The organism is Rhizobium vallis, assembly GCF_003985155.1.
In the GTDB taxonomy this organism is placed as follows: domain Bacteria; phylum Pseudomonadota; class Alphaproteobacteria; order Rhizobiales; family Rhizobiaceae; genus Rhizobium; species Rhizobium vallis.
Map to the genome: position 1 here is coordinate 216,089 of NZ_ML133686.1, position 24,755 is coordinate 240,843.

At 61.7% G+C, this 24,755-nt stretch carries 24 protein-coding genes; 13 read left to right on the plus strand and 11 right to left on the minus strand.

Annotated elements, in window-relative coordinates:
- Nucleotides 1–125 precede the first annotated feature (125 nt).
- The 6 genes from EFQ99_RS01120 to maiA all read left to right on the plus strand — a co-directional run bounded on the left by EFQ99_RS01120 (nt 126) and on the right by maiA (nt 4,855).
- Nucleotides 126–1,172, plus strand: a complete 1,047-nt coding sequence (locus EFQ99_RS01120) for an alpha/beta fold hydrolase (protein ID WP_126918824.1) — start codon at nt 126–128, stop codon at nt 1,170–1,172.
- Between the two features lie 121 nt (nt 1,173–1,293).
- Nucleotides 1,294–2,034 (plus strand): response regulator, encoded by a 741-nt coding sequence (locus EFQ99_RS01125; RefSeq protein ID WP_126918825.1) that lies wholly within the window; start codon nt 1,294–1,296, stop codon nt 2,032–2,034.
- The gene (locus tag EFQ99_RS01130; RefSeq protein WP_126918826.1) at nt 2,031–3,353 is read left to right on the plus strand and encodes an ATP-binding protein; all 1,323 of its coding nucleotides are present in this window, start codon (nt 2,031–2,033) and stop codon (nt 3,351–3,353) included. Before EFQ99_RS01125 ends, EFQ99_RS01130 begins: the two co-directional genes overlap by 4 nt.
- Before the next feature lie 191 nt (nt 3,354–3,544).
- Complete coding sequence (locus EFQ99_RS01135; RefSeq protein ID WP_126918827.1) at nt 3,545–3,961, plus strand: organic hydroperoxide resistance protein; 417 nt, start codon at nt 3,545–3,547, stop codon at nt 3,959–3,961.
- Nucleotides 3,962–4,049: 88 nt separating this feature from the next.
- Entirely contained in the window at nt 4,050–4,223 is a 174-nt protein-coding gene (locus EFQ99_RS34880; RefSeq protein ID WP_164736324.1) for a hypothetical protein, read from the plus strand.
- The gene (gene maiA / locus EFQ99_RS01140; protein WP_126918828.1) at nt 4,220–4,855 is read left to right on the plus strand and encodes a maleylacetoacetate isomerase; all 636 of its coding nucleotides are present in this window, start codon (nt 4,220–4,222) and stop codon (nt 4,853–4,855) included. The genes EFQ99_RS34880 and maiA overlap by 4 nt, the downstream gene beginning before the upstream one ends.
- A 48-nt stretch (nt 4,856–4,903) precedes the next feature.
- Here maiA and EFQ99_RS01145 read toward each other — a convergent pair whose 3' ends face one another.
- Nucleotides 4,904–5,893 (minus strand): aldo/keto reductase, encoded by a 990-nt coding sequence (locus tag EFQ99_RS01145; RefSeq protein ID WP_126918829.1) that lies wholly within the window; start codon nt 5,891–5,893, stop codon nt 4,904–4,906.
- A gap of 14 nt (nt 5,894–5,907) precedes the next feature.
- The gene (locus EFQ99_RS01150; protein WP_126918830.1) at nt 5,908–6,303 is read right to left on the minus strand and encodes a (R)-mandelonitrile lyase; all 396 of its coding nucleotides are present in this window, start codon (nt 6,301–6,303) and stop codon (nt 5,908–5,910) included.
- A 160-nt stretch (nt 6,304–6,463) separates the two neighbouring features.
- Here EFQ99_RS01150 and EFQ99_RS01155 point away from each other — a divergent pair, with 160 nt between their 5' ends.
- Nucleotides 6,464–7,357: a LysR family transcriptional regulator gene (locus tag EFQ99_RS01155; RefSeq protein WP_126918831.1), complete on the plus strand. Its 894-nt coding sequence runs from the start codon at nt 6,464–6,466 to the stop codon at nt 7,355–7,357.
- Here EFQ99_RS01155 and EFQ99_RS01160 read toward each other — a convergent pair.
- Nucleotides 7,345–8,541 carry a multidrug effflux MFS transporter gene (locus EFQ99_RS01160; protein WP_126918832.1) on the minus strand — a complete coding sequence of 399 codons (1,197 nt, stop codon included), beginning with the start codon at nt 8,539–8,541 and terminating at the stop codon, nt 7,345–7,347. The genes EFQ99_RS01155 and EFQ99_RS01160 overlap by 13 nt on opposite strands.
- Before the next feature lie 435 nt (nt 8,542–8,976).
- Between EFQ99_RS01160 and EFQ99_RS01165 the strand changes: the two genes are divergently transcribed.
- Both EFQ99_RS01165 and EFQ99_RS01170 read left to right on the plus strand, forming a co-directional pair.
- Nucleotides 8,977–10,488, plus strand: a complete 1,512-nt coding sequence (locus tag EFQ99_RS01165; RefSeq protein ID WP_126918833.1) for an ATPase domain-containing protein — start codon at nt 8,977–8,979, stop codon at nt 10,486–10,488.
- A complete protein-coding gene (locus EFQ99_RS01170) occupies nt 10,445–12,628 on the plus strand; it encodes a hybrid sensor histidine kinase/response regulator (protein ID WP_281024220.1) in 2,184 nt (727 codons plus the stop codon). The genes EFQ99_RS01165 and EFQ99_RS01170 overlap by 44 nt, the downstream gene beginning before the upstream one ends.
- On the opposite strand, the gene mobB is transcribed toward EFQ99_RS01170, so the two are convergent.
- From mobB to EFQ99_RS01185, 3 genes are read right to left on the minus strand one after another with little or no spacing between them, the layout of a single operon-like run.
- Complete coding sequence (gene mobB / locus EFQ99_RS01175; RefSeq protein WP_126918835.1) at nt 12,560–13,081, minus strand: molybdopterin-guanine dinucleotide biosynthesis protein B; 522 nt, start codon at nt 13,079–13,081, stop codon at nt 12,560–12,562. The genes EFQ99_RS01170 and mobB overlap by 69 nt on opposite strands.
- Nucleotides 13,078–13,707, minus strand: a complete 630-nt coding sequence (gene mobA / locus EFQ99_RS01180; protein WP_126918836.1) for a molybdenum cofactor guanylyltransferase MobA — start codon at nt 13,705–13,707, stop codon at nt 13,078–13,080. Before mobA ends, mobB begins: the two co-directional genes overlap by 4 nt.
- Nucleotides 13,708–13,728: 21 nt before the next feature.
- Nucleotides 13,729–14,637: a DMT family transporter gene (locus EFQ99_RS01185; protein ID WP_126918837.1), complete on the minus strand. Its 909-nt coding sequence runs from the start codon at nt 14,635–14,637 to the stop codon at nt 13,729–13,731.
- A 337-nt stretch (nt 14,638–14,974) separates the two neighbouring features.
- Here EFQ99_RS01185 and EFQ99_RS01190 point away from each other — a divergent pair, with 337 nt between their 5' ends.
- On the plus strand, nt 14,975–15,739 hold the full coding sequence (locus EFQ99_RS01190) for an SDR family oxidoreductase (protein WP_126918838.1): 765 nt from the start codon (nt 14,975–14,977) through the stop codon (nt 15,737–15,739).
- Nucleotides 15,740–15,759: 20 nt separating this feature from the next.
- Here EFQ99_RS01190 and EFQ99_RS01195 read toward each other — a convergent pair whose 3' ends face one another.
- The 5 genes from EFQ99_RS01195 to EFQ99_RS01215 all read right to left on the minus strand — a co-directional run bounded on the left by EFQ99_RS01195 (nt 15,760) and on the right by EFQ99_RS01215 (nt 21,231).
- Complete coding sequence (locus tag EFQ99_RS01195) at nt 15,760–16,542, minus strand: glucose 1-dehydrogenase (protein ID WP_126918839.1); 783 nt, start codon at nt 16,540–16,542, stop codon at nt 15,760–15,762.
- Nucleotides 16,543–16,726: 184 nt separating this feature from the next.
- The gene (locus tag EFQ99_RS01200) at nt 16,727–17,515 is read right to left on the minus strand and encodes an SDR family oxidoreductase (RefSeq protein WP_126918840.1); all 789 of its coding nucleotides are present in this window, start codon (nt 17,513–17,515) and stop codon (nt 16,727–16,729) included.
- A gap of 78 nt (nt 17,516–17,593) precedes the next feature.
- The gene (locus EFQ99_RS01205) at nt 17,594–19,072 is read right to left on the minus strand and encodes a sugar ABC transporter ATP-binding protein (RefSeq protein ID WP_126918841.1); all 1,479 of its coding nucleotides are present in this window, start codon (nt 19,070–19,072) and stop codon (nt 17,594–17,596) included.
- Between the two features lie 131 nt (nt 19,073–19,203).
- The gene (locus tag EFQ99_RS01210) at nt 19,204–20,133 is read right to left on the minus strand and encodes a sugar ABC transporter substrate-binding protein (protein WP_126918842.1); all 930 of its coding nucleotides are present in this window, start codon (nt 20,131–20,133) and stop codon (nt 19,204–19,206) included.
- 117 nt (nt 20,134–20,250) lie between these two features.
- Nucleotides 20,251–21,231 (minus strand): ABC transporter permease, encoded by a 981-nt coding sequence (locus EFQ99_RS01215; RefSeq protein WP_126918843.1) that lies wholly within the window; start codon nt 21,229–21,231, stop codon nt 20,251–20,253.
- A gap of 205 nt (nt 21,232–21,436) precedes the next feature.
- Here EFQ99_RS01215 and EFQ99_RS01220 point away from each other — a divergent pair, with 205 nt between their 5' ends.
- The 3 genes from EFQ99_RS01220 to EFQ99_RS01230 all read left to right on the plus strand — a co-directional run bounded on the left by EFQ99_RS01220 (nt 21,437) and on the right by EFQ99_RS01230 (nt 24,737).
- Complete coding sequence (locus EFQ99_RS01220) at nt 21,437–22,246, plus strand: transketolase (RefSeq protein WP_126918844.1); 810 nt, start codon at nt 21,437–21,439, stop codon at nt 22,244–22,246.
- On the plus strand, nt 22,246–23,202 hold the full coding sequence (locus tag EFQ99_RS01225; RefSeq protein ID WP_126918845.1) for a transketolase family protein: 957 nt from the start codon (nt 22,246–22,248) through the stop codon (nt 23,200–23,202). The genes EFQ99_RS01220 and EFQ99_RS01225 overlap by 1 nt, the downstream gene beginning before the upstream one ends.
- A gap of 68 nt (nt 23,203–23,270) precedes the next feature.
- Entirely contained in the window at nt 23,271–24,737 is a 1,467-nt protein-coding gene (locus tag EFQ99_RS01230; protein ID WP_126918846.1) for an FGGY family carbohydrate kinase, read from the plus strand.
- Nucleotides 24,738–24,755 lie beyond the last annotated feature (18 nt).

Below are 24,755 nucleotides of genomic sequence, written 5' to 3' on the forward strand. Positions count from 1 at the left end.
TGTATCAGAGTGTATCTCGGTGGCCGAAAGCTACATCCGCATTCAAAAACCGGCCGCGCGCGACATACGGATGATACAAGCGAAACGTCTTTTAAGCACCGTGAGCCATTCGACAGGAGAGAAAGATGTCAGAGCAAATCAACCATCACCGCCGCCGCTTCTTCGGCATGACGGCAATCGCCATTGCGGCAGCCGAATTCGGCATCGCCGGTGCTGCTGCCGCGCAGTCGGCGCCTGCCGCCTCCCTGCCTGTTATGAAATCCGGCACCAATACCTCGTTCGAAGCGCTGAAGCAGATCAAGACGGATGTGCTCGATATCGGTTATGCCGAAGCGGGGAAGGCGGACGGTCCGGTCGTGTTGCTGCTGCACGGCTGGCCCTATGACATCTATAGTTTCGTCGACGTCGCGCCGCTGCTCGCTTCGGCCGGCTACAGGGTGATCGTGCCCTATCTGCGCGGCTACGGCACGACCCGGTTCCTGGACGACAAGACGCCCCGCAACGGCCAGCCTTCGGCGCTTGCCGCCGATATGATCGCCCTGCTCGACGCGCTTGATATCGAGAAGGCCGTGATTGCCGGCTACGACTGGGGCGGGCGGACGGCCAACATCATGGCTGCGCTCTGGCCGGAGCGCTGCAAGGCGATGGTCTCGGTCAGCGGCTATCTGATCGGCAGCCAGGAGGCGAATAAGAAGCCGCTTCCGCCGAAGGCCGAACTCGCATGGTGGTACCAGTTCTATTTCGCCACGGAACGCGGACGCTTGGGCTACGAGGCCAACCGGCATGATTTCGCAAAGCTGATCTGGCAGACGGCCTCGCCGAAGTGGAACTTCGACGACGCGACCTTCGACAGATCCGCCGCCGCCTTCGACAACCCCGACCACGTGGAGATCGTCATCCATAACTACCGCTGGCGTCTGGATCTGGTCGACGGCGAGGCGAAGTACGATGCCTATGAGAAGCAGCTTGCCGCCTTGCCGATGATCGCCGTGCCGACGATCACGATGGAGGGCGATGCAAACGGTGCGCCGCATCCGGAGCCGTCTGCCTATGCCGGAAAGTTCTCCGGCAAGTACGAGCATCGCACGATCGGCGGCGGCATCGGCCACAACCTGCCGCAGGAGGCGCCGCAGGCTTTCGCGCAGGCGGTCATCGACGTCGATCGGTTCTGATCGGGGTACAGGCTCTCGAGCCTCGTTGCTCGGGCCGGCAGAATATGCGTAGGTCGGGTCTGACGCTTCGACATTATGAGCGAGGCGAGGGCGCGGCCAAATCGTTGGGGAATAGGCAAATATGGATCATGTCGATCACATCCTGATCGTCGACGACGATCGTGAAATCCGCGAACTGGTTTCGGGTTATCTGCAGAAGAATGGCCTGAGGACCAGCGTTGCCGCGGACGGACGCCAGATGCGCAGTTTTCTGGACGCCAATGCCGTTGACCTGATCGTGCTCGATGTGATGATGCCTGGCGATGACGGGCTGGTGCTCTGCCGCGAACTGCGCTCCGGCCGGCACAAGGCGATCCCGATCCTGATGCTGACGGCCCGCACCGACGAGATGGATCGGATCCTCGGGCTGGAGATGGGCGCCGACGACTATCTTGCCAAGCCTTTTGCCGCGCGTGAGCTGCTTGCCCGGATCAAGGCGGTGCTGCGGCGAACGCGCATGCTGCCCCCCAACCTGCAGATCAGCGAGGCGGGGCAATTGCTGACCTTCGGCGAGTGGCGGCTCGACACGGTCGCCCGTCACCTTCTCGATAAGGACGGGACCGCGATTGCGCTGAGCGGCGCCGAATACCGCCTGCTTCGCGTCTTCATCGATCACCCGCAGCGGGTGCTCAATCGCGATCAGCTTCTGAGCCTGACGCAGGGCCGCGACGCCGAGCTCTTCGATCGCTCGATCGATCTCCTCGTCAGCCGCCTGCGGCAGCGGCTGGGGGACGATGCGCGCGAACCGACCTATATCAAGACGGTGCGCAGCGAAGGTTATGTGTTTTCTGTTCCGGTCGAAATTTCGGAGCCGCGCGAATGACGGCTGATATTCCCATCCTGTCGGGGCTGATGTGGCCGAGGACGCTGCGATCGCGGATCTTTCTCATCCTTTTGATCGGCCTGGCCCTCGCCTATGGGCTCTCCTTCAGCGTGCTCTACATGGAGCGCACCATGTCGGCCAAGGCTGTCATGCTCGGCACGCTGGAGAACGATGTCGCAACGTCGATCGCCGTTCTCGACCGGCTTGCGCCCGGCCAGCGCGTTGATCTGGTGGATCGGCTGAGCCGCGGTAATTACCGCTTCGTGCTCGGGCCTGGCCTTCCCGGCGTACCTGATGCAACAAGCAAGGGGGCCGAGATTCTCGGAAAGATCGAGGAGGCCGTCGGGCATCGCTTTCCGATCCGTATCGAACGGATTCCCGGCGAGGTAAGCCGGTTGCAGGCGCATCTGACGCTGAGCGACGGGAGCCCGCTGACGATTGATGTCACGCCGAGGGGCGTCATGCCGATCGCCGCATGGCTGCCTTACGTTTTCGCCGTCCAGATGGCGCTGCTCATTCTCTGCGCCTGGTTTGCGGTCCGCCAGGCGATCCGGCCGCTCGGCGAGCTTGCCGCCGCCGCCGATGCACTCGATCCCAACAAGGACAGCCCCGCCTTGAGCGAGACGGGGCCGAGCGAAGTCGCGCATGCCGCAAGAGCGTTCAATGCCATGCGGGAAAGGATCGCGCACTACCTCGAAGAGCGCGTCCAGATCCTTGCGGCAATCTCACACGATCTGCAGACGCCGATCACCCGCATGCGGCTGCGCGCCGACATGGCCGAGGATTCGCCTGAGAGAGACAAGCTGGTGAATGATCTCGGCGAGATCCAGCGCCTCGTCCAGGACGGCATCGCCTATGCGCGCAGCGCCCACGGCAGTGGCGAAAAGAACGCCCGCATCGATCTCTCCTCCTTCATCGACAGCATATCCTACGACTACCAGGATATCGGCAAGGCGGTTACGGTCGTCGGGCTGGTCCAGGGCGCTGTTTTCACCAAGCCGCACGCCCTTCGCCGCATCCTGTCGAACTTCATCGACAATGCGCTGAAATTTGCCGGCGCCGCCGAAATCAGCGTCGGGCGCGGTGCGGGAGGCGATTTCGTCATCACCGTCATGGATCGCGGGCCGGGAATCCCCGACGATATGCTTGACGCCGCCATGCAGCCTTTCTTCCGGCTCGAGCAATCCCGCAACCGGGAGACAGGCGGGACGGGCCTCGGCCTGGCGATCGCCCAGCAGCTGACGGCCAAGATCGGCGGTACGCTCCGGCTCTACAATCGCGACGGTGGCGGGCTGGCGGCAGAAGTCACCATCCGGTGATGGCATTAGCCGCCAGAAAATTTCGCGATGTTTTGTATGGGAAGATATCGTGGATACCGGATGCTACGTTTTGTGACATTTCGGCCGATTCCGGAAACATGCCTGAAATATCAGCGGCTCAAACCACACTCCGTCAACCCGGCCGCACACCGCGGCCAGTCGCCGATGGCGACGCAAACAAGGAGTGTTCCATGACAAAGATCGAGAAGGTTCTCTATACCGGCAAGACCCACACCACAGGCGGACGCGACGGCGCTTCGCACAGCGATGACGGGGAACTGAACATCAAGCTGTCGCCTCCCGGCAGCAGCCGCGCCGGCACCAACCCCGAACAGCTTTTTGCCGCTGGCTGGTCCGCCTGCTTTATCGGCGCAATCGGCTTTGCTGCCGCTAACCAGAAGGTCAAGCTGCCGGCCGATCTTGCCGTCGATGCCGAGATCGACCTCGGAACCGGCAATGGCGGCTATTTCCTGCAGGCCCGGCTGAAGGTCAGCATGCCTGGGATCGAAGCGGATGTCGCGAAGGCGATTATCGAGGAGGCTCATCAGACTTGCCCTTACTCGAAGGCGACGCGCGGTAATATCGATGTCGACCTGATCGTCGCCTGATTGATATGGCGGCTTGCGGAAGCCTGCCGGCAAGTAGGATCGAAAAAGCGAGGGCGAGGCCAACCGGCCTCGCTGATTGGAGGATTTGATGAGATTGATGATCATCTGCATTCTGGGAGCGGTGGTTTTCGCCGCACCCTGCATCTACGACGTAAGCTCTCAAGAGCCTTCGCCGCTTGCCGGCCTCGTGACGGCGGCCGTCGCGGCTTCTTCTCCGGGAGAGCCGCCGCTCTTCCTATCGCAGCAGGGAGAAAGACAGTGAAACTCTATCAGAACGAAATTTCCTCGGCGACATCGAGGGTCAGGATCGCGCTTGCCGTGAAGGGACTGACGGCGGAAGCGCTGCCGGTCACCATTCTCGGCGAAGAGGCCGAGAGCCGGCAGGCCGGATATCGCAGCGTCAACCCGCAGGGGCTGGTCCCGGCCCTGCTGACGGATAGCGGCGTTCTCATCACCCAGTCGCTGGCGATCGTCGAATATCTCGACGAGGTTCAGCCGGAGCCGCCGCTGCTGCCCGATACCGCTGAAGACAGGGCGCATGCCCGCTCCATCGCGCTGGCAATCGCTGCCGAGATCCACGCGCTGCTGCCGCCGCGGATCGGCCTGCATCTGCGCGCCACCTTCCAGGCCGATGCCGATGCCATTGCCGCCTGGGGCCGTCACTGGGTCGGCGAGGGCATGGCCGCGGTCGAGACGATGATCGCCGGCCGCAGGAAAGGGGTTTATGCCGTCGGCGACCGGCCCAGCATTGCCGACATCTTCCTGTTCCCGCAGGCGATCAGCGCCCGGCGGCTGGGCTTCGATCTCGCAAGGTGGCCTCATATTGCGGAGATCGTCGCCAAGCTCGAGACGATACCGGCTTTTCAGGAGAACGCGCCGGCGCCGAGGAAATGATGCGACCGGTGAAGAAGCGGCCGCAAGTGTCGGCGGCCGCCTCCTTTCTCAACGATTGACCCTTGCCTGCAAATGCGCGGGATAACGATCGCCTTCCACCTTGATCGTGGTGAGTGCGCTTTCGATACTGGCGAGGTCATTGGCCGTCAGTTCGACTTCGGCGGCCCGGATATTTTCCTCCAGGCGATGCAGTTTGGTGGTGCCGGGGATCGGCACGATCCAGGGCTTCTGCGCCAGCAGCCATGCGAGCGCGATCTGGGCGGAGGTCGCCTGTTTGCGCTTGGCGATTTCCGCCAGGAGATCGACGAGGGCCTGATTGGCCTTTCGCGCTTCCTGCGAGAAGCGCGGCACGATGTTGCGGAAATCCTTGCTGTCGAAGGTGGTCGTCTCGTTGATCGCGCCGGTGAGGAAGCCCTTGCCGAGCGGGCTGAAGGGAACGAAACCGATGCCGAGTTCTTGGAGCACCGGCAGTATTTCCTGTTCCGGCTCGCGCCACCACAGCGAATATTCGCTCTGCAGCGCCGTCACCGGCTGAACGGCATGGGCGCGGCGGATCGTCTGCGCACCTGCTTCCGAGAGGCCGAAATGCCGGACCTTGCCTTCCGTGATCAGCGCCTTGACCGTGCCCGCGACGTCTTCGATCGGAACATTGGGATCGACACGGTGCTGGTAAAACAGATCGATGACATCGGTCTTCAGGCGCTTCAGCGCCTGATCGGCAACCGCGCGGATCTGTTCCGGCCGGCTGTTCATGCCGCTCTGGCCGCCATTGGCGTCGAAATTGAAGCCGAATTTCGTGGCGATCACCACCTCGTCGCGGAACGGGGCAAGCGCCTCTCCCAGAAGCTCTTCGTTCTTATACGGCCCATAGGCCTCGGCCGTGTCGAAGAAAGTCACGCCGTGTTCGAATGCTCGCCGGATCAGGGCGATCGCTTCTTCAATACTGGTCGCCGGCCCATAGCCGTAACTCAGCCCCATGCAGCCGAGACCGATGGCCGAGACCTGAAGTCCGCTCTTTCCGAGTTCACGCTTCTGCATTGCCGTTTCCTTTTCTAACCCTGGTATTGAGCGTCGGTGACATGTTCCATCCAGTCGACGACCTTGCCGTCGAGCTGTTCCTGGATGGCGATATGGGTCACCGCCGTCGTCGGTGCTGCTCCGTGCCAGTGGCGTTCGCCCGGCGCGAAGCAGACGACGTCTCCGGCGCGGATCTCCTCGACCGGATCGCCTTCGCGCTGGACGCGGCCGCAGCCCGATGTGACGATCAACGTCTGGCCGAGCGGGTGGGTGTGCCAGGCAGTGCGGGCGCCGGGCTCGAAGGTGACGCTGGCGCCGGCCGCGCGGGCCGGACCGGTCACCTGAAACAGCGGGTCGACACGCACGCTGCCGGTGAACCAGTCTGCCGATCCCTTGGCCGAAGGCTGCGAGCCGCTTCGCTTGATATCCATGTGTCGTCCTTTCAAATGTTCGGCGGCGCGGACGGCCCGATTGAGCGGACATGTCCGCCCAGGCAGGACACGTCCGCCCGTCATGACAACGTATTTAGCGCGTGGGCTTGATTTCGATTAGATGGTATAAACGGCAAGGATCTATGAGAAGGATTCATGAATGCCGCGTTCGTCCGTCAACGACCTCATTGCCTTCCTTGCCGTTGCGCGCGAGCAGAGTTTCACCAAGGCGGCAGCGAAGCTGGGTGTTTCCCAATCGGCGCTCAGCCACACAATTCGGGGACTTGAAGAGCGGCTTGGACTGCGCCTGCTGACACGAACGACGCGCAGTGTCTCGCCGACGGAGGCCGGCGAACGCCTGCTCGTCTCGATCGGTCCGCGCTTCGACGAGATCGAGAGCGAACTGGCCGCCCTAAGCGCGTTCCGGGAGAAGCCCGCGGGCACCATCCGCATCAATGCCGGCGAGCATGCGGCCAATTCCGTTCTTTGGCCCACCCTGGAAAAGCTCCTGCCTGAATATCCCGATGTCAAGGTCGAGATCGTCGTCGACTACGGTCTGACCGATATCGTCGCGGAACGCTACGACGCCGGCGTAAGGCTGGGCGAACAGGTGGCGAAGGACATGATCGCGGTGCGCATCGGCCCGGATATGCGCATGGCGGTGGTCGGCGCTCCGGCCTATTTCGACAAAAGGCCGAAGCCCCTGACACCCCAGGACCTCACGGATCACAATTGCATCAACCTGCGTCTGCCGACCTATGGCGGTGTCTATGTATGGGAGTTCGAGAAGGATGGGCGCGAGCTCAATGTTCGCGTCGAAGGACAGTTAGTGTTCAACAATATCGCACTGCGTCTGAACGCAGTGCTGGCTGGGATGGGGATTGCTTACCTGCCGGAGGATCTGATCGAGGCGCATCTTGCCGATGGGCAGCTGGTGCGCGTTCTCGAAGACTGGTGCCCGCCGTTTCCCGGCTACCATCTCTACTATCCGAGCCGCCGGCATGCCTCGCCGGCCTTCGCTCTCATTGTGAACGCGCTTCGCTATCGGGGATAGAGCGTCGCCTTTTCCGAGCGGCTTCTGACAAGCCGCATGCTCAGCATGCTTCCGATGCCGGAAAGCGCGATGACCCATGCCATCGGCCAGGGTGTACCGTCGGCGAAGGTGCTTGATGCGGCCGAGCCGAGGATGCCGCTGCCATATTGGATGGCGCCGAGCAATGCCGATACGGCGCCGGCCCGCGCCGGGAAATCCACAAGCGCGCCGGAGATCGCGTTGGCGGCGATGAAACCGTTCATGGCGACGTAGAGGCAGAGCGCCGCCGCAAGGCCGAAGAGCCCGGCAAGGCCAGTCGCACCTACCAACGCCACGATCACGCCGGCGAGCGCTGCGCCGATCGTTCCGAAGAGCAGCAGCCGGTCGCTGCCGATGCGTGTCACCAGCCGGGCGTTGACCATGTTCGAGGCCATGAGCCCGATGATGCCGACCGCAAACAGCACGCCGTAGAGTTGCGGCGAGAGGTGATGGTAGTCGATATAGGCGAAAGGCGAGCCGGCGATATAAGCAAAGACGCCGCTGTAGAAGAAGCCGACCGCGCCCGCATATCCGAGAAGCCGGCGATTTCCAAGCAGTGAGGTATAGCCGAGGAACGCACGGCTGAGCTTCTCGGTGTTGCGCCTTTCCGGCGGCAGCGTTTCCTTCAGCGTGGAGAGAGCGGCAAGTGTCGCCAGGCCGATCAGCACCAGCGTCCAGAATATGGCCTGCCATGATGCGACTTTCAGGATTAGCGCGCCGACGCTCGGCCCGAGCAGCGGCGCGATCGCCATGATCGTCATCAGGGTCGAAAGCAGCCCGGCGGCGCGATCGCGTTCGAAAAGGTCCCGCACGATCGCCCGGGCCAGCACGACGCTGGCACAGGCGCCGAGCGCCTGGACTACCCGCCAGCCGATCAGTTGCCACGCATCCGTCGACAGGGCGCAGCCGGCCGAGCCGATCACGAAGACGATCAGGCCGAGCGCGACCGGTCCGCGACGGCCATAACGGTCGCCGACCGGTCCCCAGAACAGCTGGCCGAGGGTGAAGCCGATAAGATATCCTGTGATGGTGAGTTCGAGCGTGCCCGGGCTCGCGCCAAGCGCGACACTCATCCGCGGCAGTGCCGGCAGATAGAGGTCGGTGGAGATCGCCGCGAAGGCCATCAGCGTGCTGAGAACGACCAGAAGCCGAAGATCTGTTTTCATGGCCTCCTGCCGCGGCTGGGAAATGCTGTCGATATTCTGGTCCACAGGTGCTCCGATTTTGATGGGGAATGAGCAGTCGCGTGCAGCCAAAACGCCCGGCCTCTAGACGAAGGCGGTCGCTGTTTCCAATGCGCGCTTTTGCATTCCGGGTGCGAGGGCGGCGGAGAGTAGGTTCGTTGCTGTTCTTTGAATAGCGGGTGGAAACGGCATGCACTTATGAGCAGAGCTCATGAATGCTTCTGGGATGTTCGTTATCCCAGGTGTTCAGTTTCTCATCTGCCTGCCGGCATTCGCTCTCGTCGTCGATGCGCTTCGCCATCGAGGATAGATTTCGCCGCATCCCGCTGCCAATCCGCAAGGGGCGATATGCTTTCCGGGCGATTTGACATTCCGTCGCTCGCCACTAATTCAAAGTAAAACTGAAGGATAGAATGAATGAATACTGCCGCGCCTGCCACGAAAGCCCGCACCGGGGTGTCCGGTTTGGACACAGTTCTGGCAGGCGGGCTGTCCCAAGGGCACGTGTTTCTTCTGGAAGGAAATCCGGGAGCGGGCAAAACGACCATTGCGCTGCAGTTTCTGATCGAAGGAGCGCGGCTCGGCGAGCGCGGGCTCTATATCACCCTTTCGGAAACCGAAGCGGAACTGCGAGCCGGCGCCGCGTCCCACGGCATGATCATCGATGGCGATATCGAGGTCTTCGAGGTCGTGCCGCCGGAAAGCCTGCTCGACGCCGACCAGCAGCAGAGCCTGCTTTATTCGTCCGACCTTGAGCTTGGTGAGACGACTAGAGAAATCTTCGCTGCTTTCGAGCGGGTCAAGCCGAGCCGCGTGGTTCTCGACAGCCTGTCGGAGATACGGCTGCTCGCGCAAAGCTCACTGCGCTACCGCCGGCAGATCCTGGCGCTCAAGCATTATTTCGCCCGGCAGGGAGCGACCGTGCTTCTTCTCGACGATCAGACCTCCGAAATGCTCGACAAGACGGTGCACAGCGTCGTGCACGGGGTCATCCATCTCGACGAGCTGGCGCCGACTTACGGCGCCGAGCGGCGACGCTTGAGGGTGACGAAATATCGGGGACAAGCTTTCCGCGGCGGCTACCACGATTTCACCATCCAGACCGGCGGTGTTGTCGTGTTTCCGCGTCTCGTCGCCGCCGAACACAGATCGAGTTATGCTCGCGATCAGCTTCCCAGCGATATTGCCGAGCTGGACCTGCTTCTGGGCGGCGGGCTCGAACGAGGGTCGAGTACATTGATCCTCGGTCCGGCCGGCACCGGCAAGAGCACCTTCTCGTTTCAATTCCTGATGGCAGCCATCGCGCGCGGCGAAAGGGCGGCTGCCTTCATTTTCGACGAGGAGCTTGGTTTGCTGTTCACGCGCCTGAGAGCGCTCGGCATGGATCTCGAGGCCATGAGGGATCAGGGTCTGTTGCATATCGAGCAACTCGATGCCGCCGAACTGTCACCCGGTGAATTCGCCCATCGCGTATGTGCTTCCGTCGACAAGTTGGGAGCTAAGACCGTCGTCATCGACAGCATCAACGGTTACCAGGCTGCCATGCCGGATGAGAATTCGCTGATTTTGCATATGCACGAGCTGCTGCAATATCTGAACAGGCAAGGCGCAAACACCTTCCTCACCGTGGCCCAGCATGGCCTGGTTGGCGACATGAAGGCGCCTGTCGACGTGACCTACCTCGCCGACACTGTCATCCTGCTGCGTTACTTCGAGGCGGTGGGACGTGTGCGGCGGGCGGTCTCCGTCATCAAGAAAAGGACCGGCCACCACGAGGATACCATCCGGGAGTATCGGATCGATGCTGACGGCCTGACGATCGGAGATCCCATCGTCGGTTTTCAGGGAGTGCTTCGCGGGGTTCCGGAATTCGTCGCAACGTCCGCTGCGCTTTTGCCAACCGACAGCGAGGACGGCGTCAATTCCTAATTCCCATGACCCGAAGGCCCTGATCTACGCACCGGCCGGACGCGACGCCCAGGTGGCGGCATCGTTGATCGATGAGGCTGGATTATCTTCGTTATCAGTTGCCGATTTGAATCTCTTCGCATCGTCACTCGATGACGGCATCGCGGTCGGGGTCCTGACGGAAGAGGCGGTCCGCGGCAGTGACCTGAAACCGGTTGCTGCCTGGGTTGCCGGCCAGCCGAGCTGGTCCGACCTGCCGTTCATCGTCCTCACCCAGCGTGGCGGGGGACCTGAACGAAACCCTGCCGCGGCCAGACTTTCCGAGGTCCTCGGCAACGTCACCTTCCTGGAAAGGCCGTTCCATGCCACATCCTTCATCAGCGTTGCGCGGACCGCGCTAAAGGGGCGCCTGCGCCAATATGAAGCGCGCGCCCGGCTCGAGGCGCTTGGCGAAGGAGAGCGGCGATTGCAGACGGCGCTCGCCGCCGGCCGTCTCGGGGCATGGGAGCTGGAACTGTCGTCGATGGCCTTGTCCGTCTCGGCGACCTGCAAGGCAATCTTCGGCCGGGAACCGGATGACGAGGTGAAGCATGACGAGCTGATCGCGAGCATCCACCCCGATGATCGGGACCTCGTCCAAGCAAGCCTGCGCCAGACGATCGATACCGGACGCGACTATTCGATCGAGCACCGAACGATCTGGCCGGATGGATCACTGCATTGGACCGAGGTCCATGCGCAGCTCTATGCCGACAGATATGGTTCGGCGAGAAAACTTGTCGGCGTCTGCTCCGATACCACCGCCCGCAAGGCCGCAGAGGAAAATCTGAGGCGGCTCAACGAAAATCTCGAAGAGCGTGTCAGGGAGCGAACGAGGCAGGTCGACGCCGCCCATCAGACGCTGCTTGAGGAGGTCGCGCAGCGCGAGAGAGCCGAGGAACAGCTTCGCCAATCCCAGAAAATGGAAGCGATCGGCCAGCTCACCGGCGGCGTTGCGCATGATTTCAACAATCTGCTGATGGTGGTCCTCGGAAATCTGGAGCTGCTCGGCAAACACGTTGTCGGAGACGCCAAGGCGACGCGTCTGGTTGACGGCGCGCTCCAGGGCGCGCGCCGGGGGGCGGCGCTGACGCAGCGCTTGCTGGCTTTTGCCAGGCAGCAGGATCTGCAGGTCAAGCCGGTTGATCTGGCCGAGCTGGTCTCCGGCATGAACGACCTGCTGCGACGTTCGGTCGGATCCTCGGTCAGCATCGAGACCATCCTGCCGGCGACGCTGCCGCCGGCGCTGGTCGATGCGAACCAAGTGGAGCTGGCGCTGCTCAACCTTGCCGTCAATGCCCGCGATGCGATGCCGGATGGCGGGACATTGTCGATATCGCTGCGCGAAGAACAGGTTGTCGGCGGCGCAGGTGATCTCGGTGAGGGAACCTATCTTGTGTTGGCGGTAGCCGACAGCGGCACCGGTATGGACGCGGAGACTCTGAAGAAGGCGGTCGATCCGTTTTTCTCGACCAAGGAGGTGGGCAAGGGCACCGGCCTCGGCTTGTCGATGATCCACGGATTGGCCGTTCAGCTCAACGGCGCGCTTGTTCTGACAAGCGAGCCTGGCGTGGGTACGACCGCTGAATTGTGGCTTCCGGCGACCGAACAGTGCCCGGAAACGGCCGCCGAAGGCGAGACGCTCGCCCCTGAGGCCGCAGCCAGGCTGAGGATTCTCCTGGTCGATGACGATGCCCTGATCGCCATGAGTTCCGTCGACATGCTCGAAGATCTCGGCCACGACGTCGTCGAGGCAAATTCCGGCTCGCAGGCGCTCGAGTTGATCAGGAGCGGCCAGCGCTTCGATCTTGTGATCACCGACTATTCAATGCCTGGTATGACCGGTGCACAGTTCGCCCAGGCCGTACGCGACATTCATCCGGCGCTGCCGATCGTGCTGGCGACTGGTTATGCCGACCTTCCCGCCGGCACGGACATCGATCTTCCACGATTGGGAAAACCTTATAATCAGGCCCAGCTTGCCAAGGAAATCATCAAGGCGATGGCAGGCGAAGCGCCTCCGGTTTCTAGATCCGGCCGCAATGCCGGTGCTTCAGGGGCGCGCCTTCTCAAGGCCGACAACGTCGGCGATGAAATCGGCGATGGCGCCTGTGTCGTCTAGATCGAAGATCGGTAGGGCCGTGTCGGTGACGGCATGATCGGCGGCGATGGCGCAGATATGGGGATCGCTCGGCGCCAGTGGTTCGCGGTTGGCGGCCTCCAGGCGGCGGGCCTCGATCTTCGGGATCGGCTCGCGCTTGTAGCCCTCGATCAGTACGAGATCGCAGGGGGCGAGGCGCGCGAGGATCTCCTCGAACGCAGGCTCGGGAGCGCCACGCAGCTCGTGCATGATGGCGTAGCGGGTGCCGGAGACGATGGTGACTTCATGGGCGCCGGCCTGACGGTGGCGGTAGCTGTCGGCCCCGACCTTGTCGATGTCGAAATCATGATGGGCGTGCTTGATCGTCGAGATTCTGTAGCCGCGGCTGGTGAATTCGGTCACCAGACGGACGGCGAGCCCCGTCTTGCCTGAGTTCTTCCAACCGGCGATGCCGAAAATTTTCGGTGCGGTCATGCGCGCAGGGCCTCCAGCCAGCGTTCCGCCTCGACGAGATCGTCAGGCGTGTTGATGTTGAAGAATGGGTCGAGCAGGCTGGCGCGGGTCGGATGCAGCGGAAACGCCACTTCCGTAACGTCATGCCGTAACAGGAAGTCACGAACGCGGCGCTTTTCGTCGGTGGCGATCCAGGCTTCGAGATCGGCGGCCAGTGTCACCGGCCAGAGACCGAAGACGGGATGACTGCGGCCCTCGGAGGAGGCAATGGCGATCTGCGAGGGTCGCTCGACCGCCGCCGCCAGCCGGGCGACGAGATCGGCCGGGAAAAACGGGCAGTCCACAGAGACGGTGACGACGTGGCTGACCTTGGGAAGGCCGCTGGCATAGGTCATGGCCGCATGGATGCCGGCCATCGGCCCGGCCTTGCCGGGAATACGATCGGGAATGACGGGCACGTTTTCGGCTCTGGCATCGGCATTGACGGCAACCGAGAAAACCTGCGGCGAGAGCCGGTCGAGCACATGGTGGAGCAGGCTTTCGGCGCCGAGCATTACGCCTGATTTGTCGCGGCCCATGCGTTGGGAGCGACCGCCGGCGAGTACGACGCCTGCTATATCGGACCTGTCGAGCGAAAATTCAGCCATTGTCCTGCCTCGGAACCTTCGTCAGACCGGTGCGCGCGGCGCCGATTCCTGGGCGATCGGCGATACGCGGCGCTTGGCCTCACGATAGAACGTATAGAGGCCGGAGGCGATGACGATTGCAGCGCCCAGGAGCGTCCAGCCGTCCGGGACTTCGGCGAAGAAGAAAAAGCCGAGCAGCGAGGAGAAGATCAGGCTCGTATAGCGGAAGGGCGCCACGAAGGAGATTTCGCCGGTGCGCATGGCAAGGATGACAGACTGGTAGCCGACGAGCACCAGCACCGAGGCGAGCAGGAGATGTCCGAGCGAGGTGGCGCTGACCGGCTGCCAACCACCGAGCAAGGGGATGAGCAGAGCGCCGAAGAAGGAGATGGAGGTCGCGGTGATGACGGTGATCATCAGCGAGGGAATCTCCGGATCTATTGACCGGGTGGCGAGGTCGCGGCCGGCCGTCGTCAGCACGGCGGCAACGCAGAGGAGGGCGGCGGCGGTGAAACCTTCGGGGCCGGGGCGGATGATGATCATCACGCCGACGAGGCCGACGAGGATCGCCGACCAGCGCCGCCAGCCCACGGGCTCATTGAAGAACAGCGCGGCGCCGAAGGTGACGACCAGGGGCAGCGACTGCAGGATTGCCGAGGCATTGGCGATCGGCATCATGCCGAGCGCGGTAATGTAAGTGACGGCCGACAGCATCTCGCAGACGATCCTGAGGAGAATGATCGGCTTCAGCATGATGCTCCAGGAGCGCAGTGCCCCCATCTTCCGGGCGATCAGATAGACGAGCAGGCTTGTGAAGAGGCCGCGCAGGAACATGATTTCGCCTGCGTTCATATGGGCGACCACCGATTTGGAAAGAGCGTCGCTCGCGGAAAAGCCAGCCATCGCCATGCTCATATAGATGGCGCCCTCAGTATTGCGTGACCGCGGCATGAACAGATTCCCGTTACGTCAGCCCCTTCTTAGTCGGGAAGATACATGATGGGAATCGAATGAATGTCACACCTGGGATAAATCGATGATGCAGCGCACAATGGCGCTGACGCTACGGCAGGTCTGCAAGCTGAAATCGCGGCAAATCACCGTTTTACAAAGAGAATTTCGACGTTTCCGATGCTGCAATTGGGGCTTCCGACCTCGTTCGGCTGCGGGCGGAATCGCAGTCGGACATCATCGCCCGCGTGCGGCTTTCGTTTGCCGCGCGGGAATCGGGTGGCTGCGTCGCTTGATGTCTGAGATCTGGGAGACCTCGACAACCGAGGAAACGGACATGGCACTTCTGAACAACAAGATCGCAATCGTCACCGGCGCAAGTTCCGGCATCGGCCGCGCGGCGGCGAAGGTCTTTGCGCGGCAAGGCGCAAAACTCGTGATCAACGGCCGGCGGGCTGAGGCGCTCGACGCCGTCGTCGCCGAAATCGAGGCGGAGGGCGGGCAGGCCGTCGCCATATCGGGCGATGTCAGGGACGAGGTGCTGCAGGAGCGGCTCGTCGAGACGGCGGTCTCGCGCTTCGGCCGGCTGGACATCGCCTTCAACAATGCCGGCGGCCTCGGCGAGATGGGACCGGTCGCCGGCCTGTCGCTGGAGGGCTGGCGTGAGACGATCGAGACCAATCTGACCGCCGCCTTCCTCGGCGCCAAGCACCAGTCGGCGGCGATGGGTGAGGGCGGATCGCTGATCTTCACCTCCACCTTCGTTGGCCATACTGTCGGCATGCCCGGCATGAGCGCCTATGCGGCCAGCAAGGCGGGATTGATCGGTCTCGTGCAGGTGCTTGCCGCCGAGCTCGGCGCCAGGAAGATCCGCGTCAACGCCCTGCTGCCCGGCGGCACCGACACGCCCGCCAGCATCACCAACGCGCCTGATGCAACGCCGGAGGTGCTCGCCTTCGTGGAAGGGCTGCATGCGCTGAAACGCATGGCGCAACCGGACGAGATCGCCAACGCGGCGCTCTTTCTCGCGTCGGACCTATCGAGTTTCGTCACCGGCACGGCAATGCTGGCGGATGGCGGAGTGTCGATCAGCAGGACGTAGGCGGGTGATAGACGGCGGCCTTATGACATGATCAGGCCGCCGTCGACGTTGATCGTCTGGCCGGTGATGTAGGCAGCATCGTCGCTGGCGAGGAAGGTGACCAGACCGGCGACATCCTCGCCGGAGCCGGCCCGTTTCATCGGGATGCCCTCGACCCACTCCTTCATCAATTCGCCGGGAGCGTAGTTGCCGAGCAGCTTGCCCCAGGCCTGGTCGTTATAGGCCCACATATCGGTTTCGATGATGCCGGGGCAGAAGGCGTTGACGGTGATGTTTTCGGTCGCGACTTCCTTGGCGAGGCTCTGGGTGATGCCGACGACGCCCATTTTCGAGGCGGCATAGTGGGGCGTGTAGATGAAGCCGTCGCGGGCCTGGCCGGAGGCGGTGTTGATGATGCGGCCGCCGCGCTTCTGCTTGCGCATTCTTGCGATGGCCTCCTGGGCGCAGAGGAAGACGCCCTTGGTGTTGACGGCCATCACCTTGTCCCACTCGTTTTCGGTGAGGTCCTCGACGCGGGCGATGGTAATGACGCCGGCATTCTGGATCGAGACGTCGACGGACCCGAACTCCTTCTCGGCGGCATCGTAGAGTGCGGTGACGCTCGCCTTGTCGGTGACATCGCCGATGAAGGAGATCGCGTTGCCGCCTTCAGCCCTGATCGCTTCGGCAACGCCGTGGACCAGGTCCTCATTGGCCGAGACGACGAGATTGGCACCTTCGCGCGCAAAGCGCCTCGCGATGGCAGCGCCGATGCCGCGGCTGCCCCCGGTAATGACGACAGTCTTGTTTTCGAAGCGTTTCATGCTCTTTCCTCGTATCCTGACATAAACAGCAAATCTGGGCGCGGCCTACGGCTGCTCGGCGCGAAGGGCGGGCAGGCGACGATATTCGCACGCCGTCATGCCCGTTAGTCCCTTCAGCGCCTCGATCTCAGCCAGGGAGGGAGCGAGACCGTTCATTTTCCAGCGGCGGCAATGAGCTTTCGCATCACCAGCAGCAGAAGCCGCCGTCGACGAGAAGATCGACGCCGGTCACGAAGCTTGCTGCATTGGACAGCAGGAACACCGCCGGACCGACCATCTCGTCCACCGTTGCCATGCGCTGCATCGGTGTCTGCTCTTCGAAGAGCTTGGTCTGATGGACCATTTCCGGACGGGTGTTCATGGGCGTTGCCGTGTATCCTGGGGAGATGGTGTTGACGCGAACGCCGCGGTCGACCCATTCCATGGCCAGAGACTTCGACATATGGATGACGCCCGCCTTGGAGGCGTTGTAATGCGCCTGGCTCAGCCCCCGGTTTACGATCACACCCGACATCGAGGCGATGTTGATGATGGAGCCGCGTCCGTTTTTCAACATGGCGCGGGCTTCGGCCTGGCAGGAAAGGAATACGCCTTTGAGGTTGATATCCATCAACGTCTGATATTGATCCTCCTCCATCTCTTCGGCCGCATTCGCGTTGGCGATGCCTGCGGCGTTGACTGCCAGCGTCAGCGCGCCGAGATCTGCTTCGGTCCGTGCAACCGCATCTGCAAGGGACGATTTGCTCGTGACGTCAGCCGCGATCTGGATCGAGCGGCGGCCGGCGGCGCGAATATGTTCGGCCGTCGTGGCCAGTCCGTCGTCGGTCCGGCGGTCGAGCAGCGCTACGTCGGCGCCGCATTGCGCAAGGCCGATGGCAATGCGCTGCCCAATGCCGCTGCCGGCTCCGGTCACGATGGCAACCTGGCCGCTGAGATCGAAAAGCTTCGGGGCGTTCAGAGTGATGTCGGACACCGCTCTTCCTTTCTCTGTCTGTTTTGTTTTCACGCAATTCCTGACGCAAAACCGCTGCACACTTTTGCTGGAATTGCTTTAGATGGTGGCTAGCTCCATGACCGAAACGTCATTCGCCTCGTCACGATTGAGAATGCCTGCCTGTTTGCCTTGGGCAAGCACGAGAATGCGATTGGACACTCCGAGAACCTCCTCGAGATCCGAGCTGACGACGATGACCGCCACGCCCCGTTTGGCAAGATTGACGATGATGTCGTAGATGCCCGCTCGGGCGCCGACGTCGATGCCTCTCGTGGGTTCGTCGAGTACGACGACCTTGGGATCGCGCATCAGCCATTTCGCGATGACGACCTTCTGCTGGTTGCCGCCTGATAGGTCCGAGGCATATTGCTCCGCACGGCCCTTTACGCCGAACTTGGCAACTGCCTTCTCCGCAAACGCGCGCTTGATGCGCGGCGTAATCCAACCGCCGCCCAGTTTGTCGAGATTGGCGTAGATAATGTTCTCGCTGATCCGGTGCCCGACGATCAGACCCTGTTCCTTGCGGTCTTCCGGAACCATCACAACACCCTTGGCGATCGCGTCAGCGGGATCTCGCAGCCTGAGTTCCTCACCTTCCAGCTTGATCGAACCGGCGCTGATCGGATCTGCTCCCGAAATGGCACGAACCAGCTCGGTGCGGCCGGCGCCGACCAATCCGGCGATCCCAAGAATTTCGCCTGCCCGCACCTCGAAGGTAACGTCACGGAACGAATTATCCGGCGAGCTCAGCCCCGACACCTGGAGCACCGGACGGTCCGTCGGAACGGGCAGGGTGGGGAACAAACGGTCGAGCGGGCGTCCGACCATGCTCTCGACAATCGTTCGCACCGGAGTTGCGCTATCTGAGAATTCCTGCACCCGCTCCCCGTCGCGAAGAACGACGATCCGGTCGGTGATCTGCTTGATCTCTTCCATGCGGTGGGAAATGTAGATGATGCCGACGCCCTCTGAGCGAAGCTTCCGAACCTGTTCGAAGAGAGCTTCCGTCTCCGCGCCGCCAAGGGCGGCTGTCGGCTCATCGAGGATCAGGAGCTTTGCGTTGAGAGCCAGCGCCTTGGCGATCTCGATGAGTTGTTGATTTGCCGTCGAAAGGCCGGCGACCGTCCGCGTTGCGGGTATGTGGAGGTTCAATCGGGCGAGCTGATCCTGGGCTCGGCGAACCATTTGGGCACGGTCGACGACGCCGTTCTTCATTGGCCAGCGTCCGATGAAGACGTTTTCCGCGATCGACAGCTGCGGGAGAAGCTGCAGCTCCTGGTGGATCAGGACGACGCCCTTGTCGATCGCTTCCCTGGGGGTGGCCGGGGCATAAGGCTGCCCCAGCCATGTCATTGATCCTTCGGACGGCGTGCGGGAGCCGGCGATGATGCCCGATAGCGTTGACTTGCCCGCTCCGTTTTCACCGAGAAGAGCAACCACCTCGCCCGGATGGACGTCCAGGCTGACATTCTTCAGAACCTGGAGCGGCCCATACCACTTGGATATGCCCTTCAGGGAAAGAACTGGGTCAGTCATCGCACACCTCCTCAAGACCTCAACTTCGTTAGAGCGCCGTGCGTCCGTTCGGACGCACAAAGGACGCTCTAACACTTTGAATCTACGCATCGTGCTTTCCGAAAATCGATTCCGATTTTCGGGCCGATGCGTTACGGATGGTTGGCGATGAAGCCTGCGACATTTTCCTTGGTCGTCAGCGTGGCATCCATGAGCTGTACCGGGGGTACCTTTTCTCCGGCGACAAGCTTGGCTGCATTTTCGACCGCATCGCGGCCCATCTTCTGCGTCTGCTGTGTCGCAGTGACGTTGAAGACACCCTTGCTGAGGGCTTCGAGAGCTGCGGTGTCGCCATCGAAACCGCCGACCACGATCTTCTGCGACGGATTGGCGACCTTGATCGCCTGGGCGGCGCCAAGTGCGAGACCATCGGCCTGTGCGAACACGATCGAAACGTCCGGGTTTGCCTGCAGCATGTTCTGCATGATCTGGAAGCCTTCGTCCTGGCTCCAGATGTTGGAGAATTGCTCGGCGACAACCTTCACATCCGGATATGCCTTCAGAGATTCACCGCAGCCCTTCGAGCGATCGACTTCCGGCGTCGTGCCCTTCTGACCGTGGATGATGACCATCTTCCCCTTGCCGCCGGCTTCCTTCAGGATGTAGTCGCACACCGCCTTGGCAGACGCGACGGAATCCGTTGCAAGGAAGGTATCGCCGGGTGCTCCGTCGGCGTTGCGGTCAACGTTTACGACCGGGATGCCGGCGTTCTTCGCGAGCTTGACCGGAACGGTCGCAGCCGCCGCACCTGCCGGAATGTAGATCAGCGCGTCGATTTTCTGGGTCAGGAGATCCTGGATCTGGTTGACCTGCGTCGGCCCGTCGCCCTTTGCGTCGACCGTGATGACTTCAATGCCGCGCTTCTTGGCTTCGGCTTCGACCGATTGCTTGATCTGGTTGAAGAAGTTTGCCTGAAGGTTGGCAACGGCCAGGCCGAGCTTCTTCAGTTCCGCCGCGTGTACGGGGCCGAGCGTGAGGCCGAGCAGTGCAGCAGACGCGAGCATGGTGCGCGCAATTTTCATTGTATTTCCTCCGTTGTTTGATGGAACCCTCGGGTATGTCCTCCCCCTCGGGGTATTGATCCGCCCCCAACTCTTTGAGCGGAATTCCAAGCCCGCCGATGCGGCGGACCCCGTTCGTCAGGCGCGACGCCGACGAATAGTCTCAGCGCCGACCGCGAGCACGATGACGATGCCGATGATCACTTGCTGCAGGAACGGCGAGACGTTGAGAAGATTGAGCCCGTTGCGAAGGACGCCGATGATGAGAACACCGATCAGTGTTCCTCCGATGCCGCCCGCGCCCCCCGAGAGCGAAGTCCCGCCGATGACGACCGCAGCGATGGTGTCCAACTCATAGCCCAGACCGCTGGACGGCTGGACGGAATCGAGCCTGGCCGCCAGTACGATGCCTGCAAGCCCCGCAAGGACTGCACTTACGATGTAGACGCCAATCGTCACGAGCGGGACGTTGATACCCGCCAGCCGAGCGACTTCCGGATTTCCTCCGACCGCGTAGAGCATGCGACCTTCGGACCGGAAGTGCAGGAAAAGCCACGCCGCAAGAACAACCGCCAGCATGAGAAACACGGTGGCTGTCAACACGCCGAAATGGCGATCTATTGCCAGCATCATGAACCAGTCGGGGAACCCCACGATCTGCTGGCCGTCCGTGATCATATTCGCGACTCCGCGAGCCGCAGACATCATCGCAAGAGTGGCAATAAACGCTGGAACCCTGAACTGCGTCACCAGAAGTCCGACGATCAGCCCCGAGACCCCCGAGGCGACCAAAGCAAATACGATCCCGACCGGTAGCGGCAGGCCGGCGACATTCGCAGTCCAGCCCATGACCATCATCGCAAGAGCGAGTGCCGAGCCGACCGAGAGGTCGATGCCACCGATCAGGATGACAAAGGTCATTCCGACGGCCATGATGCCGAGGACGGTGATCTGATCGAGGATGTTCAGGCCATTGCGAACCGAAAGAAAAGTGTCGGTGCTGAAGCTCAGAAAGACGCAAAGCGCGAGCAGCCCCACGAGCGGGCCCGTGGCGCCCTTGAGCTTGCTCAACCAAGCGCCGGACGAAAGCCCGTGTTCATTGATATCAAGCGCCACCATTGTTCCTCCCTATGCCTAGCCTGACAGCTAATTCATCTTAAGAATAAATATTCACTGATGCTGGAAAATTCATTAACAAGTTGCTTCCCAGCTGTCAACCTGGTTTCTGGACTTGCTGCTGCTGGAGAGCCGCTTAAAGGGCTTGACTAATCGAGTTGTTGTGCAAAAATATTGATAACTGAATATTTATGCACACGAGGAACCTATGAATACGACAGAACTCGAGCGGGTCGCTCGCGAGATCCGATTGCGCGATCTCCAGGCGGTTTTCGAAGCGGGCGCCGGCCATATTGGCGGGGAAATGTCGGTCATCGACATTTTGACCGCCCTCTATTTTCGGGTGCTGAATGTTTGGCCCGATCAGCCGAAGCACCCCGACCGCGACAGGTTCGTTCTTTCGAAGGGACATACGGCATGCGCTCTGTATGTGACGCTCGCGAAACGCGGCTTCATTCCGGAGGAAGAGATTTCCACCTTTTTGCAGCCGCATTCGAGGTTGAACGGGCATCCGAACTGCAACAAGGTTCCTGGCGTCGAAACGAATACCGGGCCGCTCGGCCACGGTCTTCCAGTCGCCATCGGAATGGCAAAAGCCGCCAAGCTCTCGGGCGCGAAATATCACACCTATGTCGTCACCGGCGACGGTGAGATGCAGGAGGGTTCCAACTGGGAAGCGATCATGGCGGCAGCCCAGTTCAAGCTCGATAACTTGACGCTGGTCATCGACCATAACAGGTTCCAGCAGGGTGCCGCGCTGGCGGAAACCAACGATCTCGCGCCGTTTCGTCCGAAGCTTGAAGCTTTCGATTGGGAAGTCACCGAGATCAACGGGAACGATATGAGCGAAGTCGTTTCAGCCCTCGAACACCGGGGATCGAGACCGCATTGCATCGTGGCTCACACCAACAAGGGGCATGGCATCTCGTTCATGCAAGACCGGGTCGACTGGCACCACAAGGTGCCGAGTAGGGAACAATACGAAATCGCATTGGCAGAATTGTCGGAGGCACCGTAATGAACGCGCCAATAAACGCACCCAAGCTCTACGATTGCCGCGACGCATTCGCCGCTACGCTTGAGCGGCTGGCAGCCGAAAACGAAACGATCGTTGCCGTCTGCAATGATTCCGTCGGTTCCTCCAAGCTCGGCGGCTTCAAGGCGAAGTTTGCTGAGCGCCTCGTCAATGTCGGTATCGCCGAGCAGAACATGGTGGGGGTTGGAGCAGGCCTCGCCAATGGCGGACGCCTTCCGTTCGTGTGCGCCGCCGCGCCGTTTCTGACGGGACGGTCGCTGGAGCAGATCAAGGCCGACATTTCGTATTCGAATGCCAACGTCAAGCTGGTCGGCATTTCTTCTGGAATGGCCTATGGCGAGCTCGGCCCGACACATCACTCGATCGAGGACTTCGCCTGGACGCGGGTTCTGCCCAATCTTCCGGTCATTGCGCCTTGTGACCGCATCGAAACAGCTGCTGCAGTTGAGTGGGCCGCGGCCTACAACGGTCCCTGTTTCCTGCGTCTGTCTCGCGTCGGAGTGCCCGATCTCCTTCCGGAGGGTCACGAGTTCCAACTTGGCAAGGCAAACCTCCTTCGCCAGGGTTCTGACGTCACGCTTATCGCAAACGGCACTTTGACTCATCGAATCCTGAAGGCTGCCGAGATCCTCGCAGAACGCGGCATCAATGCCAGAGTGCTCAACCTTGCAACGGTTCGTCCGATCGACGAGGACGCCATCATCGCTGCGGCGAAGGAAACCGGAGCGATCGTCACAGCCGAAGAGCACTCGATCTTTGGCGGGCTCGGTTCCGCGGTCGCCGAAGTGGTGGTCGACAATGCTCCTGTTCCGATGAAACGTCTCGGCGTTCCCGGCGTCTATGCTCCGACCGGTTCGGCAGAGTTCCTGCTCGATGAATTCGGGATGGCGCCGTTCGCAATCGCCGACGCAGCGCAGTCGCTGATCAGGCGCAAGTAACTGGGATCACGGGATCAGCCGGGACGCCTTTTGTCGTCCCGGCTGCCGTCTGATCCGGGGAGGATAGAATGCGGGCAATTCTGGCAATTGACCAGGGCACGACCAATTCAAAGGCAGTTCTCGTTTCCGAAACGGGAGAAATTGTTGGCAGAGGTTCGGCCCCAGTCGGCATCACCTATCCGAAACAAGGCTGGGTCGAACAGGATCCACGCCGGCTCTACGCATCCGTCTGCGAGGCGATCGACGCCTGCCTGAACGCCGCCCCCGACGTGGCTATCGAGGCCGTGGCGATTTCCAATCAGCGCGAGTCAGTCACTGCCTGGGACGCCGAAACGGGAGAAGCACTTGGACCGCTGGTAAGCTGGCAGTGCCGCCGAACGGCACAGGATTGCGAGCGCCTCATTGTCGAAGGCCATCTTGACGGTGTGCAGGCGCTGACAGGCCTGCCACTAGATCCGATGTTCCCGGGTTCGAAATTCCGATGGCTGCTCGACCGTATGCCGGCCGGGCGATCGGTCCGGCTGGGAACGGTCGACAGTTGGCTCGTGCACTGCCTGACGGGTGGGCGGCGGCATGTCTGCGATGCTTCCAATGCCGCCAGGAGTCAGTTGTTCGATCTCCAGGAGCAGAGATGGAGCGAGGAACTTGGCGAGATTTTCGGCGTCGATATCGCGCTCCTTCCCGAGGTACTCGACAGCTCTGCCGACTTCGGCAGGACGCAAGGGTTGCCAGGCGTGCCGGATGGAACTCCCATATTGGCCGCGATCGGAGACAGTCATGCTGCGCTGTTCGGCCATGGAGCATTCAAGCCGGGTGACGGCAAGGTAACCTTCGGAACCGGCTCTTCAGTGATGACGACGCTTCCGCGATTTATTCCCCCGCGCAACGGCGTCACAACGACTGTCGCGTGGCGCATCGGGGGAAAGCCGACTTTCGCTTTCGAAGGCAATATTCTCGTTTGTGCCGCCAGTCTCCCCTGGATGGCAGGCATTCTCGGCCTTTCGGATGTGGCGGCCCTTGTCGAACTTGCGGCGAGCGCCGAACCGGGCGGACCGGGCTTCGTGCCGGCATTCGTGGGGCTGGGCGCACCCTATTGGACCTCTGACGCCCGTGCCCTGTTCTCCCAGATCAACTTCAATACGACACGTGCGCAAATGGCGCGGTCGGTAACCGATTCGATCGCCTTCCAGGTGCATGACGTCATCGCCGCCATGCGAGCACAAAGCGGCGGCGAGCTCGGGGCGCTCTATGTCGATGGCGGACCGAGCCAAAACCGCTTCCTTATGCAGTGTGTCTCGAACCTCATCGAACATCCCGTGATCCAATGCGAAGCGCCCGAGGCGTCTGCTTTGGGGGCCGCATATCTCGCGGGTCTCTCACTTGGCTTGTGGAGCGATCTTGATGTTATCGCAGAGTTGCCCCGGAATTCACATGTCATTGACCCGGAACCCACGGATCGAGCGGTGCTTCTGAATACCTGGAATGATGCACTTGCCCGCTCGACGTCACGCGAAACAACCGCTAATGATGAATAAAAATTCACTCCAGGATTA

Coding starts and splice junctions, on each gene's coding strand:
- EFQ99_RS01120 (WP_126918824.1), top strand. CDS start 126: ATGTCAGAGCAAATCAACCATCACCGCCGCCGCTTCTTCGGCATGACG.
- EFQ99_RS01125 (WP_126918825.1), top strand. CDS start 1,294: ATGGATCATGTCGATCACATCCTGATCGTCGACGACGATCGTGAAATC.
- EFQ99_RS01130 (WP_126918826.1), top strand. CDS start 2,031: ATGACGGCTGATATTCCCATCCTGTCGGGGCTGATGTGGCCGAGGACG.
- EFQ99_RS01135 (WP_126918827.1), top strand. CDS start 3,545: ATGACAAAGATCGAGAAGGTTCTCTATACCGGCAAGACCCACACCACA.
- EFQ99_RS34880 (WP_164736324.1), top strand. CDS start 4,050: ATGAGATTGATGATCATCTGCATTCTGGGAGCGGTGGTTTTCGCCGCA.
- EFQ99_RS01145 (WP_126918829.1), bottom strand. CDS start 5,893: ATGCAGAAGCGTGAACTCGGAAAGAGCGGACTTCAGGTCTCGGCCATC.
- EFQ99_RS01150 (WP_126918830.1), bottom strand. CDS start 6,303: ATGGATATCAAGCGAAGCGGCTCGCAGCCTTCGGCCAAGGGATCGGCA.
- EFQ99_RS01155 (WP_126918831.1), top strand. CDS start 6,464: ATGCCGCGTTCGTCCGTCAACGACCTCATTGCCTTCCTTGCCGTTGCG.
- EFQ99_RS01160 (WP_126918832.1), bottom strand. CDS start 8,541: ATGAAAACAGATCTTCGGCTTCTGGTCGTTCTCAGCACGCTGATGGCC.
- EFQ99_RS01165 (WP_126918833.1), top strand. CDS start 8,977: ATGAATACTGCCGCGCCTGCCACGAAAGCCCGCACCGGGGTGTCCGGT.
- mobB (WP_126918835.1), bottom strand. CDS start 13,081: ATGACCGCACCGAAAATTTTCGGCATCGCCGGTTGGAAGAACTCAGGC.
- mobA (WP_126918836.1), bottom strand. CDS start 13,707: ATGGCTGAATTTTCGCTCGACAGGTCCGATATAGCAGGCGTCGTACTC.
- EFQ99_RS01185 (WP_126918837.1), bottom strand. CDS start 14,637: ATGCCGCGGTCACGCAATACTGAGGGCGCCATCTATATGAGCATGGCG.
- EFQ99_RS01190 (WP_126918838.1), top strand. CDS start 14,975: ATGGCACTTCTGAACAACAAGATCGCAATCGTCACCGGCGCAAGTTCC.
- EFQ99_RS01195 (WP_126918839.1), bottom strand. CDS start 16,542: ATGAAACGCTTCGAAAACAAGACTGTCGTCATTACCGGGGGCAGCCGC.
- EFQ99_RS01205 (WP_126918841.1), bottom strand. CDS start 19,072: ATGACTGACCCAGTTCTTTCCCTGAAGGGCATATCCAAGTGGTATGGG.
- EFQ99_RS01210 (WP_126918842.1), bottom strand. CDS start 20,133: ATGAAAATTGCGCGCACCATGCTCGCGTCTGCTGCACTGCTCGGCCTC.
- EFQ99_RS01215 (WP_126918843.1), bottom strand. CDS start 21,231: ATGGTGGCGCTTGATATCAATGAACACGGGCTTTCGTCCGGCGCTTGG.
- EFQ99_RS01220 (WP_126918844.1), top strand. CDS start 21,437: ATGAATACGACAGAACTCGAGCGGGTCGCTCGCGAGATCCGATTGCGC.
- EFQ99_RS01225 (WP_126918845.1), top strand. CDS start 22,246: ATGAACGCGCCAATAAACGCACCCAAGCTCTACGATTGCCGCGACGCA.
- EFQ99_RS01230 (WP_126918846.1), top strand. CDS start 23,271: ATGCGGGCAATTCTGGCAATTGACCAGGGCACGACCAATTCAAAGGCA.